This is a genomic window from Ruegeria sp. H7 (assembly GCF_056532945.1).
Genome location: NZ_JBQFNZ010000001.1, coordinates 412126 through 425254, shown reverse-complemented (window position 1 = coordinate 425254; position 13129 = coordinate 412126). Strand labels below are relative to the sequence as shown.

Here is a 13129-nt window from a genome sequence, read left to right as displayed (position 1 = left end):
TCAGGCCGGGGAATGACTGCGGTTGCGCGCGATCAGTTGGGTGACGATGACCGGAGCGGCCACGGCCAGCGCGATCAGATCGGCGGTCAGGCTTGGCGCGACAAAGATCACCCCGGCGATGGCCATCAGGATGCGTGACACCATGTTCAACGGCTTCAGCCAATAGCCCACCACCGCCGCCGACAGGGCCACGACCCCGGCGATACAACTGGTGGCAGTATAGGTGAACTCCCACAGATTGAACCCGGTCGAGGACACGAACAGCAGGACCGGCGCATAGACGAATGCCATGGGCGCGATGACCTTGCCCAGCCCAAGGGTGAAAGCCGACAATCCGGTTCGGAACGGGTTCGAGTTGGCAATCGCCGCCGCCGCATAGGCGGATGTGCAGACAGGCGGCGTGATCTCGGACACTACGCCGTAATACAGCACGAACAGGTGGCTGGCGATCGGCGGGACGCCAAGCTGGGCCAGCGCGGGCTGCGCGACCGAGACCAGCATGATGTAAAGCGCGGTGGTCGGGATGCCTGCGCCCATCAGGATGCAAACGATGGCAATGAATACCAGCGAGATGAACAATTGCAGGTCTTCCATGGCAAACAGCTGGAAACTGCCGAACGAGATCATGTTGTAGAGATCCGCCGCCAAATTGCCCGCGCCCTGCGTCACCATGAAACCAATGCGGAAACCGATGCCGGTGGTGTTGATCACACCCACCACGATGCCGACAGCGGCAGCGGCGGCCCCCACGGCCAGCGAGTATTTCACGCCCAGTTCAACCGCGGCCAGCATCTCGGGCACTTCGATCCGTTTCTGGGGGTTAAGGGTCGCGATCAGCGACAGGCCACACAGAATGGCCGTCATGGTCAGGTCGAACCCGCCATCCGAGAATTTCCACAGCACAAAGGCCAGGAACGCCGCCGCGTAGATCAGTGTCGGAGGGTGTCTCAGCCGCGACATGCCCGCAATCACCGCCAGTGATATGCCGCAGAAGGCGGACATGAACGGCGTGTAGCCTGTAAACAGTACGACCAGTAGGCCGATCAACGGCACGATATTGGCCCAGCCCTCGGCCCAAACGGCCTTGAGCTGGGGCAGTTGCTCTTTCGCCAAGCCTTTCAGGTTCAGCTTGCGCGCCATCAGGTGCACCACGGCAAAGACGCCGACATAGTGCAGGATCGCCGGGAAGATCGCGGCGATAACGATGGTGGTATAGGGGACCTCGAGGAACTCGGCCATGATGAAGGCAGCGGCCCCCATGATCGGCGGGGTGATCTGACCCCCGGCCGAGGACGCGGCCTCGACCCCGCCTGCAAAATGGCCGGGGTATCCAAGGCGCTTCATGTTGGGAATGGTCAGCGCGCCGGTTGACACGGTGTTGGCCACCGAAGACCCCGAGATCGTGCCGAAAAACGCCGAGGATACCACCGACACCTTGGCAGGACCGCCGGTATAACGGCCCGCCAAAATCGTTGCGTTGTCGATGAAAAGCTGCCCCAACCCGGTGCGCTGTGCGATGACGCCGAACAGGACGAAGTGGAAGACGATGGTCGAAACCACCCACAGCGTGACGCCATAGATGCCTTCCTGCGGGAAATACATCGACGACACGAAGGTTTTGAAATTTACTCCGGGATGTTGCAGCAAGCCGGGGAAATACGGCCCCAACAGCGCGTATGAGATGAAGACACAGATGATCAGCGGCAGCACCCAGCCCAGCGTGCGGCGGGCGATGTCCAGCACCAGCAGGATGATGACGACGCCAAGGAACACGTCATAGCCGTTCGGGTTGCCCATGCGGAATGTCTGTTCCTCGATCCCCAGAGCCGGGATGCCGCGCCAGGCAACGCCCACATACAGCGCGGCGACGATGCCGAACCCCATGAAAACCAGATCATAAAGGGGGATGTTTCCGATCCGAAAGCGGCTGATCTTGAGGGCATAGAGGCTTTTGGCCCCGACAATCGGAATGGTGGCGTAGACCAGAATGAACAGCAGGGCCAGATAGATACCCATATGCCAGTGATCGGCAGGCAGGCCGAAGCCTGCGGTGAAAAATTCATAAAACGCAAAGATCAGGGCAACGACGCGCAGCACCTTGCCCATTGCGGGCGTGACCTGGCGGACGGCGGCACCTTCGTCGAACTGTTCCTCGATGGCCGCCAGTTCCTCGGCTGTCAGTTCGTGGTCATCAAGTTTCTGGGTCTCGGACATGATGGCCCCCTGATTTCGCGTAATTCCAGAATGCGGTGCCCCGCATAAGGGGCACCGGCGACAGGTTTCAGTCGGTTGCGATTACTGAAGCAGACCGGCTTCTTTATAGAACTTCTCGGCCCCCGGATGCAGCGGAACACCCAAAGCCTCGACACCGTCCAGCGCGGTTTCAGCCGTGATCTGCTTGCCCTTGGCGTGGCCATTGTCCAGCAGCTTGCGGGTGTTGTCGTTCCACAGCGCCTTGGTCAGGCCATAGACCAGTTCGTCGGACAATTCCGAGGACACAACCAGCATCGCGCTGACCGCAGGGGTCTTGGTCTCACCGTCGATGCCTTCATAAACGCCACCCGGAATGGTCGAGGGGATATAGGCCGGGATGATCTCATTGATCTTGGCCATATCCTCGTCGGTGAAGGAATGCAGGTTCATCCCCTTGGTCGAGGACAGCTGCACCATCGCGGCAACCGGCCAGCCTGCGGCGTAGAAATAGGCGTCAAGCTGACCATCGGCCAGACGCTCGGCGCTTTGGCTGTTGTTCAGCTCGGCCTCGTCCATGTTGTCGCGATTGACGCCCCAGGCGTCCAGCATCTGCAACACGGCAACCTGCGTGCCGGAACCGGCCTGCGCGATACCCACGCGCTTGCCTTCCAGATCGCTCAGATCATTGATCGTCTGACCGGCTGGCAGCACCAGATGCAGGTCCTCGGGGAACAGATTCGCGACGATGCGCAGGTTGGGGTGGGGCTTGCCTTCGAACTTACCCTCGCCCAGATACATCGAGCGGGTCACGTCGGCTGCGGCCAGACCGGCCTCAAGCTCGCCATTCTGGACGGCGGCGTTGTTGAACACCGACGCTGTGGTGGATTGCGCGATGGCAATCAGACCGGGCACGCCGCATTGGCCGCCTTCCTCGCAGGGGCGCGAGCCCGGAGGGGCAGAGATACCGTTTGCGATGGTGCCACCAATGGGGAAATAGGTTCCACCGGCCCCGCCGGTGCCGATACGGAAAAAGGTCGGATCCTGCGCCAGCGCTGGGGCGGCCAGCGCGCCAGCCAAAGCCAGACCTGTCAGGCATTTCACGAGTTTCATCGTCGTCTCCGTTGTTGGTTCGTGGGATTCGGTTTGACCGAACCTCGATCCCAAAAGCGTAAAGACAAATGGCATAAATACAAATTTGTTATATTTCACAAAACTAAAGTTTGGCTTATACGACAGGAATGAACCTGACGCAGCTCACAGTCTTTCGCGAGGTGATGGAAACCGGCTCCATCTCTCAGACCGCCAGAAAACTGAACCGCACCCAGCCCGCGATCAGCCTGGCCCTGAAGAACCTGGAACAAACCCTTGGCCTGACCTTGTTCGAGCGTAAGGGCAGGCGGCTGGTTCCGGTTCCCGAGGCGCACTACCTGCTGGCCGAAACCACCGGCATTCTGGACCGTCTCGCCGCAATCTCCAGCACGATGGAGGGGTTGATCAAGGGCCATTCCGGTAGCCTGAACATCGCCACGATGCCGGGGCCTTCGGCCTTTCTGTTCCCGCGTTTCATCAGCCAGTCGGTCGGAGAAAACCCGGAGATCCGCATCACGCTGTCCACCCGCAGTTCTCCCCAGATCATAGAGCTTGCCGGGACGCAGAATATCGACTTTGGCTTTGCCGATTTCGAACACGCGACTGGGAAAGAGCCGCAATATTCAGCCGAGCTGATCCGGGCCGATTGTTTCTGTGCCATTGACCGGGACAACCCGCTGGCTGCGCGCGGCAGTATCTCGATCTCGGACCTCGACGGGGTTCCGATGGGTGGGCTGCACGCAACGCACCCGTTCCAGCACAAGATTCGCAGCAAGTTTCAGGAGGTATCAGCCCGCTACAACTCGACAGTGACCTGCCAGTATTTTCTGCCCCTTATCCCGTTTGTAAGCTCGGGCCAATGCTGCACAATCGTGGACCCTTTGACCGTCGCGACGGAACAGGAACTGGGCCTGTCTGCCGGAAAGGTTGTGTTCCTGCCGTTCGCAAACCCCCTTCGGTATGAATACGCAATTCTGGAACCGGAACACCGCCCGCCGTCGCAACTGGCCCTGAAGATCAAGGCAGGTTGGAAAGCCGAAGTTATCAGAATGCTTGACGACGTGGGGGCCAAGCCAACTGCCAAAATGATTTCTGAGCAGAGTGGCGAATGAAGTCGCCAGCTTTTCAAGCTTAGTAAATCAAGTTCAGCATCAACATCGAAACCACCAAAAACAGTATCGTCATCACGCCGCCGGATCGCACAAAGTCCATGACCTTGTAGCCGGCAGGCCCCATGATCAGGGCGTTCACTTGGTGCGTCGGAATGATGAAGCTGTTTGAGGTGGAAATGGCCACCGTAAGGGCGAAAACAGCCGGGTTTCCTCCGGCGGCAACTGCAATGGACACGGCCAGCGGCACAAGCAATACGGTGGCCCCGACATTTGACATCACAAGCGAAAACGCTGTGGCCAGTATCGCGACACCGGCCTGCAGCGCCCAGATCGGCCAGCCATTCAAAAGAACCATGATCTGTTGGGCGATCCACGCCGCCGTGCCGGTATTTTGCACCGCCTGACCCAAGGGGATCAGACAGGCCAGCAGGAAAACGGTGTTCCATCCCACGGCGCGATACGCCTCATCCACGCTCAGCACGCGGGTCAGCATCATTCCGGCGGCACCGGTCAGCAGGCACAGCGACAGCCGCACGTCGGTGAACAAAATCAACGACAGGGAAATCGCAAAGAAGGCCAGCGCCCAGCCAACCTTTTGCGGGCGCAACTCTTCCTGAGGGAAATCGGATGTGACCACGACAAAGTCAGGATCCTGCGTGATCCGCATCAGGTTGTCCCATCTGGTATGTGCCACCAGCATGTCACCTGCTTTGAAGGTTTCGAGACCGATCTGCGTGGACTCGTGCGTGTCCGTTTCGACATGGCTGAGTGTCTCTTCGCCCCGGTGGATGGCCAGCAGGGACATTCCGTAGGTCTTGCGGAACAACAACTCGCGGGGGCATTTCCCGATCAGTTTGCTGTCGGGTGTCACGACCACTTCGGCAATACCGGCATTTGTGGGTGCGAATTCTTCGACGAAAATGTCCAACTCGGGCAGGACCTTCAGTCCAAACTTCTGGGCAAATTCCTCTACCACCCAGCGGCGCCCGATGATGGCCAACCGACATGGCGCGGCAATTTCGGCCGTCAGAACCTGCACCATCGATGTTTTGCCGCGATAGAAGGTCGAGATGATATACAGGTGGTTTTCGTGGTTGATGTCAGCCAACACCTGACCGACTAAGGGGCTGTCTGCGGGGACCACAACCTCGAAAACATCTGCTTTCAGGCCGTAGACCCGTTGCAGATATTCCTGCGTGCCTTGGCTGGTGCCGGTATTGTCGGATCCTGTGTCGCCGGGCAGCACCCATCGGCCAAGCAGTAGAAAATACGCGATCCCGGTCAGGATCAGCGCCGCACCAATCGGAGTGACCGAGAACAGTCCAAACGGCTGAATTTTCTGATCGTCCGGCAGCCCTTCGTTCGCGGTCACAACCAGATCGTTCAGCAAAATCAGCGGCGATGACCCGACCATCGTCATCGTGCCGCCAAGGATGGCGCAAAAGCCCATCGGCATCAGCAGACGCGAAAGCGGAATACCGGACCGTGAGGATATGCGGCTGACAACAGGAAGGAACAGCGCCGCTGCACCCACGTTTTGCATGAAGGATGAGATAACGCCGACCGTGCCCGAAACGATTGGCAACACCCGGTTTTCAGCAGTACCGCCGTATTTCAGAATGACAGCCGCGACCTTGTTCATGATGCCGGTCTTGTCCAACCCGGCACCCACGATCATGACCGCGATGATCGAGATTACGGCGTTTGACGCAAACCCATCGAAAAGGTGAGAGACATCCGCCAGGTTCTCAAGACCCGGCGCATAGCTCAGCAGGCCGACCAGAACGAGCACCAATATGGCCGAAAGATCAATCCTGACGATTTCTGAAACAAACAGGAACACGGTAAACGCCAACAGCGCGCAAACGACTCCCATCTCGAACGTAAAAACAACCTGTTCCACAGAGTTCTCGGTAACTTTGTCTTCTTTTCGTTTTAAGTGAACACCTAAACGATCATGATGGCCTTGTCATGTTGTTTCGATTTCACGGGCGATAACGTAATTTAATTTCAAGCCGGGTTGGGTTGCTGGTCGTGCAAGCTAACCGGTCACGAGGTAGTCCAGCAAAATGCCGTTAAAAAGCGCGGGCTTCTCCATATGTACCGCATGCGCGCATCCAGGGATCACGGACAGGCTGGCGTTGGGAATACTGGACCAAAGCAAATGCGTCTGGTCCCACGAATAGGTTCGGTCCCGGTCGCCACAGATTACCAGCGTCTCCTGTTGCAGGTCTTGCAGGTGTTCTGCTCCGGACCAATTTTGCATTGCATCCAGACCGGCGAGAATGGAGTCTTTCGTGGCCATTCGGGCAACGGTTTCGCAATCCTTGAAATGGGGCGCGGCCTCGGTTTCCCAAAACCACGTTGCCGCGATCCGGCTTGCGGTGGCTGCGACGCCGTCCTGTTCAACGCGGGCTTTGCTTTCGTCGATGGTTTCAAACCGTCCGGGCAGGACGCCAATTGCACCGGTCGCGTACAGGATCAGCTTCTGCACGCCGCTTGGATCAGCGCGAGCGATCTCTTGCACCACCATACCGCCCATCGAGTGGCCCAGAAGGTGGTACCTGTCTGTACCGCGCGCGTGCAGATGCGCGATCACCCAGTCGGCCAGACCATCGATGCGGTCTATCGCGGGAAGATGTGCGTTCTTGCCAAAGCCGGGCAGGTCAAGGGCGACGACCTCGAAATGGTCTGAAAGGGCCTTGTATTGCAAGTTCCACTGCGGGCTGCCGCCCATCAGGCCGTGCACCAGAACAAGGGGCGTCACTTGCGCTGGCCCTGAACAATGCGATCCAGGATCATGGCGCAGAACAGGATGGCGAACCCTGCAAGGATACCTTGTCCGACATTGGCGTATTGCAGGGCCTCCAGAACATCCTCACCCAACCCCTTGGCACCGATCAGCGATGCGACAACCACCATCGCCAGCGACAGCATAATGGTCTGGTTGATCCCCGCCCGGATCGACGGGCTGGCCAATGGCAGATCGACCTTGGTCAGCAGATACCATTTGTTGGCCCCAAAGCTGATCGCCGCCTCGCGCACGCTTTCGGGGACGCCACGCAGACCAAGAACGGTCAGGCGTACCACCGGAGTGCCGCCGAAAATCATCGTTGTGACGACGGCAGCGGGTTTGCCTGTTCCGAAGAACGCAATCACCGGGATCATGAACACGAAGGCGGGCATGGTTTGCATGAAATCCATGATCGGTTGAATGAACGCATAGAACCGGGGACGGCGTGCCGCGAACATGCCTAGTGGGATTCCGATGACGATGGACAGACATGCCGCCGTTCCAAGCAAAGCAAGCGTTGTCATGGCTTTTTCCCAAAACCCAAGCAGGCCCATATAGGCCAGAAACGCGCCGGAATAGATCGCCATTCGCACACCGGCCGTCAGCCAGGTCAACAAGATGATCAGCGACGCAATCACGATCCACGGGGTGCTGACAAAAACCAGTTCCAGCGCGTCCAGCACCAGACGGATGGCATAGGTGATTCCATCGAACAGCGCCTCGCCATTCAGAACGGCCCAATTGAAGAACGCCTCGACCCCGTCGATGCTGAGCAGTCGGAATTCCGGGTCCGTCGGAAAATCGCTGAGGATCGTGAAACGCCCCGGAAAGCTGTAGTTGATCATGGCGACCGTCACGATCAGAACCATGAACACCGCGCTGAACACGATCTGGGATACAGGCATCCCGGACCGGATCGACCGGTCCGACAGCCATTCAGAAAACCGAGCTTCCAGCGCCCAGTTGGCCATCACTGACTGAGCCACCTTGGCGATGATCAGGATGACAAGGCCGGTCAGGGCGATGGTTGGGCCTTGCTCTGCCAGCGCCTCGGCCTCGGCGCGAATGCCGCCGATATTCGCCTCTAGCCCGTCCACCGCACGCTGGAACGCGTCCACCCGGTCCGAGCCCGCCTCGATTGCCGCCGCAAGCTGTTGCTTGCGTAACTCTAAGGTGCCCTCGATAGACGCGATCCGGGCCATCGCGTCCGAGGCGAGATCTCCGAACAGGCCACGGGCGATCTGGACAAAGCCAATCGCCTCGATGATCAGAAAGCACAGCGCCCAAGACCACAAGCCGCGCGCACCAAACCAGATCGGCCCGAATAGCCCAGCGAAAAAGTTGAAGGTCGGCGTAAACCGCGCCGAGGCACCGACCTTGTCGAAATTGGCGATGTAGTAGTCGGGATGCGTGCGAACAAAGGTGCGAATATTCTCTTTGCGCTCTTCCGCATAGGCCAGCGCGGCCTCGCTTTCGGTGTCTTCCAGCGGATTGATGTTTTCGTCCCTCATGACACCTCGGTCCCTTCGATAACGGTACGCAGCAGGTCGGCGCGGGTGATGACGCCAACATCGGCACCCGCGTCGGCCACGACGATGGGATTGTCATCATCAATGGCCAGATTGATCAGATTGCTAAGCGTCTCATCGCCGCTGACGCGGTGCAGATCGGCGGGCAGGGGGCCGTTCCGGGACGTCCAGTCTTCAATCGGGCGCATGACGACCTTGGCATGCACCACTTTCAGACGCGATATCCCGGCGACAAAGTCGGCGACATAGTCATCCTGGGGATGCATGACGATATCTTCGGCCGTGCCCATCTGCACAACCTTGCCGTCGCGCATGATGGCGATGCGATCCCCGATCCGAACGGCTTCATCCAGATCGTGGGTGATGAACACCGTTGTCTTTTTGAGGATTTTCGACAGTCGGATGAATTCATCCTGCAATTGCCGCCGGATCAGCGGGTCAAGGGCCGAAAACGGTTCGTCCATCAGCAAAACATCCGGATTGGCCGCCAGCGCCCGTGCAAGGCCGACACGCTGCTGCATCCCGCCGGACAGTTCATGGGCGAACTTGGACCCCCAGGCCCCCAGCTCGACGATGTCCAGAATGGCCGCCGCCTGACGCATCCGTTCATTCTTGGCAACCTGCCTGATCTCCAGCGGCATCGCCACGTTGTCCAGAACGGAGCGGTGCGGCATCAGCGCGAAGTTCTGGAACACCATACCGATCTTCTGGTTGCGAAAGTGCTGCAGGTCTTTCGTGCCCAACGCCATCACATCGGTGCCTTCGATCTCGATCTTGCCCGCGGTGGGTTCCAGCAAACGGTTGAAATGGCGCACAAGGGTCGACTTGCCGCTGCCCGACAGGCCCATGATGCAAAAGATTTCACCCCGGTTCACCGACAGGCTGACATCCGCAACACCGACAACGCAGTTATACTCGGCCAGTACCTCGGCCTTGCTCAGGTTGCGCTCGCGAACAGCTTGCAGTGCGGCCTGTGGTTTAGCCCCGAAAATCTTCCAGACATTCGAAATCTCGATGACGGTTTCTGCGTTCATTTTTGCGCCACTGTTTGAAGAGATCAGGTCCGGGACCGGCCGAAACCGGTACCGGCAGTTCAGTTGGGCGCTTACAGCCCCAGCATCGAGTCGACGCGGTCCGAGTTCTCATTGACCCAGTCCTTCGCAACATCAGCCGGTTCGCGACCATTGGCGCTGATTTCAAAGGCCAGACCGCTGACATCATCGGCGGTCAGGGCAAAGTTGGCAAAAAACTCGGCAATGGCGGGCGAGCGGTCGGCCAGCGAGTTCGACCAAGCAATCTGAACCTGCTTCAGGGCGTCCTTCGTTGCCACATTGGATTTTTCGTACCAATCGGCATCGTCGGACGGTTGGATCATCACGTATTTTGCAGGGTCATAGGTGGGTTCCGTCAGCATCTCGACATCAAACATGAACCACACCGCATGCGGCTTGTAGCAATAGAACGCATATCCTTCGCCCTTGGCGATCGAGTCCTTGATGCGCGCGGTCTTGACACTTTCTTCGGCTCGGATCGGTTCGATGAAGTCCAATAGGCCATAGTCGCGCACCTTGACCTCGTTGACATTTGCCGAGGCCCAGCCGGGCGCGCCAATCCACATCTCGCCCTTGCCATTGCCATCACTGTCCATCAGCGCGGCCACATCCGGGCGACCCAGATCTGCGATGTCGGTAATGTTGTTGGCCTGACCGAAATCCTTGGACACGCAGAACCCCTGGTTCCCTTCGTATGGATTTGATGACAGCGTCACTGTGCCTGCCTCATCCACATATTTCTTGGTAAAGCTCTCCTGGTTCGGCAGCCAGACGTCCGGATGAACATCGATGTCACCCTTGCCCTGATCCATCGCCTGAAAGATCGTGGCGTTATTGCCGGGAACATATTCGACCGTCCCGCCAATGCGGGTGGCGACGATCTCGCCCAGCACATAGGCGATGGCCTGAGCACCAGTCCAGGACGGCACGCCGATCTTGACGTCTTCGGCATAAGCGGTCGCCCCAAACGTGGTCAGCAGCGCCGCGCCGATGAGGGTTTTTTTCAGTGACATAGTGATCTCTCCTTGTTGGTCGCTTTTTGTTTTGTTCTTGTTTTTATGGTGTGTAACCGGGCAGTCCGAAGGCATCGGAATACCCAAACAGGGCCGCGCTTCCACCAGTGTGCAGAAACACGACATTGCTCATGCCGTCGAAATAACCCTTGCGGATCTGATCGATCAGCCCGTCGAGGCCCTTGCCTGAATATACCGGATCGAACAGCAGCCCTTCGGTGTGGGCCAACAGCTTGACCGCCCGGATCATCCCGTCGGTCGGCAGCCCATAGCCGGGGCCCACATAATCGCAATTCGCGCGCACTTCTGAGCGGGCGATCTGCGCGTCCAGTTCCAGATGCGCTGCGGTTTTGGTCGCCAGTTCAAACACCATCTGTTCCTGCTTGTCCTGCGGAGCCCGAACGCCAATGCCCAGAAGATGCGTGGTGCTTTTGATTGCCGCCAGCCCGGCCACAAGCCCGGCCTGGGTCCCGGAACTGCCGGTCGCATGAACCAGCGCATCAATCGACAATCCCATTCTGGCGGCCTGTTCGGTCAATTCACGGGCGCAATTGACATAGCCAAGCGCGCCGATGGCGTTCGAGCCCCCTCCGGGAATGATGTAAGGCTTCTTGCCCTCGCTCCGCAGGTGATCGGCCAACCTGTCCATTTCGGAATTCATGTCTGCACCGCCGTCGCGTTTGGACACCGAGGCCCCGTGCAGGCGGTCCAGCAGCACGTTTCCGTTCATGATGTAGTTCTGATCCTCGGACCCGGTGCGATCTTCCAGCAGTATGTGACATTCCAACCCCAGTTTGGCCGCCGCAGCAGCAGTCTGTCGGGCGTGATTGGATTGCGTAGCGCCCTGGGTAATGATCGTGTCCGCGCCCTTTTCAACGGCGTCCGCCATCAAAAATTCAAGCTTCCGGGTCTTGTTTCCGCCGGTCGACAGGCCGGTACAATCGTCCCGTTTGACCCAAAGGCGCGGGCCGCCCAGCACCTCGCTAAGCCTGTCCATCGGTTCCAGAGGTGTCGGAAGATGCCCGAAGGAAATCCGTGGAAACCGGGCCAGACTGATCGACAGCTCCTTGCACAGGCTAAAGGTTAGGTCTGCGGTTTCGCCCGCAGTATTCTCCGAGATTTCTGCCGACTCTGCCATGCTCTGAGGTCCTTACCATTGGGATTTCTCAAAGCGTTTCCTATCAAATCGAAGAAAAACAGTGCTTTTTTGTACGGCTACTCATACTTTTGCTTTGGCTAGGGGTGCGCTTTTTATGGATACACAATGGTTAGAGGACATTCTTGTTCTGCTGGAAGAGGGCAATCTAAGCCGGGCTGCCGCGCGCCGACATATCACCCAGCCCGCGTTTTCCAGGCGTATCCGGTCCTTCGAAGACTGGCTGGGCGTAACCATACTGGACCGCAAAACCAACCGGGTCGAGATCAGCGCCGCGCTGATTTCAAACGAACCCGAGATACGTGCGCTTCTGGTCCAGCTTCGCGAGCTACGCACAAAAATTGCCCATCATGACCCCAAGGCGACCACCGTCAGGATCGCGGCACAACATGCGCAGGTGTTTTCCCGGTTCCCGGACATGGCGCTGAAGGCCCGGTCGCACCTGCCGGGCGTCAGGTTCCGTCTGCATGCCGCTAACCTAAGCGACTGCGTCAGCATGTTCCTGCGCAAGGATGCCAGCATGCTGCTGTGCTACGAGTCCGATCTGGCCGAGCCGTTGGAGTTCGGGTCGGGCGTATTGCGCGGAATATGGGGGCGGGATTATCTGATCCCTGTAGTGGGCGGGGCCCTTCGGTTTGCGGTGAAAGACGTGGGCGACATTTCCGACACTGCGCCGGCAATCGTCTATCCGGACAACAGCTATTTCGGGCAGGTTCTGCGCCGAAAGGAACGCCGGTTCGGGACGGCTGGGTACAGCACCAACCCGATTTGTGAGACGGCGTTTTCGACCGGTATTCTCGAGATGGTCCGCAAGGGCCTTGGGGTCGGTTGGCTGCCCTTCAGCATGGTGCACAGCGAATTGCAAAGCGGCGAGGTGATCTCGCTGGCGAATGCGTTGGGGCGTGAGCCCATGGACATCGCGATCTACGCGGACCGCACGGAATCAGCGGCCGCCGAATTGTTCGGGGTCTGGAGCAACCAGGGGTCGAAGGCGCGACACCGCTGACCGCCAATCAAGGTGCGGAATCCCCCAACTGTCAAAGTCACGGATTTTGTGATATGCACAAACAATAGTTTGATTATTGTTATCCCACTGTCTTTAAGGACATTTTCGATGTTCGAAAGAATTCTGGACTCTCTGCTCGGCAGATTTGCCTCTATTTCTCAAAGATTTAGAGTTTGGCACGCTTG

General features: G+C 58.5%; 10 protein-coding genes. 2 read left to right on the top strand and 8 right to left on the bottom strand.

Annotated elements, in window-relative coordinates; translation table 11 throughout:
* The gene (locus ACR0AC_RS01950; RefSeq protein ID WP_480780356.1) at window positions 1-2214 is read right to left on the bottom strand and encodes a TRAP transporter permease; all 2214 of its coding nucleotides are present in this window, start codon (window positions 2212-2214) and stop codon (window positions 1-3) included.
* A gap of 81 nt (window positions 2215-2295) precedes the next feature.
* The gene (locus ACR0AC_RS01945) at window positions 2296-3303 is read right to left on the bottom strand and encodes a TAXI family TRAP transporter solute-binding subunit (RefSeq protein ID WP_170451802.1); all 1008 of its coding nucleotides are present in this window, start codon (window positions 3301-3303) and stop codon (window positions 2296-2298) included.
* 128 nt (window positions 3304-3431) lie between these two features.
* On the opposite strand from ACR0AC_RS01945, the gene ACR0AC_RS01940 reads away from it, so the two are divergent.
* Window positions 3432-4394 carry a LysR family transcriptional regulator gene (locus ACR0AC_RS01940; RefSeq protein WP_480581914.1) on the top strand — a complete coding sequence of 321 codons (963 nt, stop codon included), beginning with the start codon at window positions 3432-3434 and terminating at the stop codon, window positions 4392-4394.
* A 19-nt stretch (window positions 4395-4413) separates the two neighbouring features.
* Here the strand turns inward: ACR0AC_RS01940 and ACR0AC_RS01935 are convergent, their stop codons facing one another.
* The 6 genes from ACR0AC_RS01935 to cuyA all read right to left on the bottom strand — a co-directional run bounded on the left by ACR0AC_RS01935 (window position 4414) and on the right by cuyA (window position 11839).
* Complete coding sequence (locus ACR0AC_RS01935; RefSeq protein ID WP_480625770.1) at window positions 4414-6297, bottom strand: SLC13 family permease; 1884 nt, start codon at window positions 6295-6297, stop codon at window positions 4414-4416.
* Window positions 6298-6435: 138 nt separating this feature from the next.
* Window positions 6436-7161, bottom strand: a complete 726-nt coding sequence (locus ACR0AC_RS01930) for an alpha/beta fold hydrolase (protein WP_480581908.1) — start codon at window positions 7159-7161, stop codon at window positions 6436-6438.
* On the bottom strand, window positions 7158-8699 hold the full coding sequence (locus tag ACR0AC_RS01925; RefSeq protein ID WP_480871736.1) for an ABC transporter permease subunit: 1542 nt from the start codon (window positions 8697-8699) through the stop codon (window positions 7158-7160). The genes ACR0AC_RS01930 and ACR0AC_RS01925 overlap by 4 nt, the downstream gene beginning before the upstream one ends.
* The gene (locus ACR0AC_RS01920) at window positions 8696-9751 is read right to left on the bottom strand and encodes a quaternary amine ABC transporter ATP-binding protein (RefSeq protein ID WP_480871735.1); all 1056 of its coding nucleotides are present in this window, start codon (window positions 9749-9751) and stop codon (window positions 8696-8698) included. Before ACR0AC_RS01920 ends, ACR0AC_RS01925 begins: the two co-directional genes overlap by 4 nt.
* Window positions 9752-9822: 71 nt before the next feature.
* Window positions 9823-10782, bottom strand: coding sequence for an ABC transporter substrate-binding protein (locus tag ACR0AC_RS01915; RefSeq protein WP_170451792.1), 960 nt, complete (start codon window positions 10780-10782; stop codon window positions 9823-9825).
* Between the two features lie 43 nt (window positions 10783-10825).
* The gene (gene cuyA / locus ACR0AC_RS01910; protein ID WP_480872216.1) at window positions 10826-11839 is read right to left on the bottom strand and encodes a D-cysteate sulfo-lyase; all 1014 of its coding nucleotides are present in this window, start codon (window positions 11837-11839) and stop codon (window positions 10826-10828) included.
* 196 nt (window positions 11840-12035) lie between these two features.
* Here cuyA and ACR0AC_RS01905 point away from each other — a divergent pair, with 196 nt between their 5' ends.
* Window positions 12036-12944: a LysR family transcriptional regulator gene (locus ACR0AC_RS01905; protein WP_170451788.1), complete on the top strand. Its 909-nt coding sequence runs from the start codon at window positions 12036-12038 to the stop codon at window positions 12942-12944.
* Window positions 12945-13129 lie beyond the last annotated feature (185 nt).

Coding starts and splice junctions, on each gene's coding strand:
- ACR0AC_RS01950 (WP_480780356.1), bottom strand. CDS start 2,214: ATGTCCGAGACCCAGAAACTTGATGACCACGAACTGACAGCCGAGGAA.
- ACR0AC_RS01945 (WP_170451802.1), bottom strand. CDS start 3,303: ATGAAACTCGTGAAATGCCTGACAGGTCTGGCTTTGGCTGGCGCGCTG.
- ACR0AC_RS01940 (WP_480581914.1), top strand. CDS start 3,432: ATGAACCTGACGCAGCTCACAGTCTTTCGCGAGGTGATGGAAACCGGC.
- ACR0AC_RS01925 (WP_480871736.1), bottom strand. CDS start 8,699: ATGAGGGACGAAAACATCAATCCGCTGGAAGACACCGAAAGCGAGGCC.
- ACR0AC_RS01920 (WP_480871735.1), bottom strand. CDS start 9,751: ATGAACGCAGAAACCGTCATCGAGATTTCGAATGTCTGGAAGATTTTC.
- ACR0AC_RS01915 (WP_170451792.1), bottom strand. CDS start 10,782: ATGTCACTGAAAAAAACCCTCATCGGCGCGGCGCTGCTGACCACGTTT.
- ACR0AC_RS01905 (WP_170451788.1), top strand. CDS start 12,036: ATGGATACACAATGGTTAGAGGACATTCTTGTTCTGCTGGAAGAGGGC.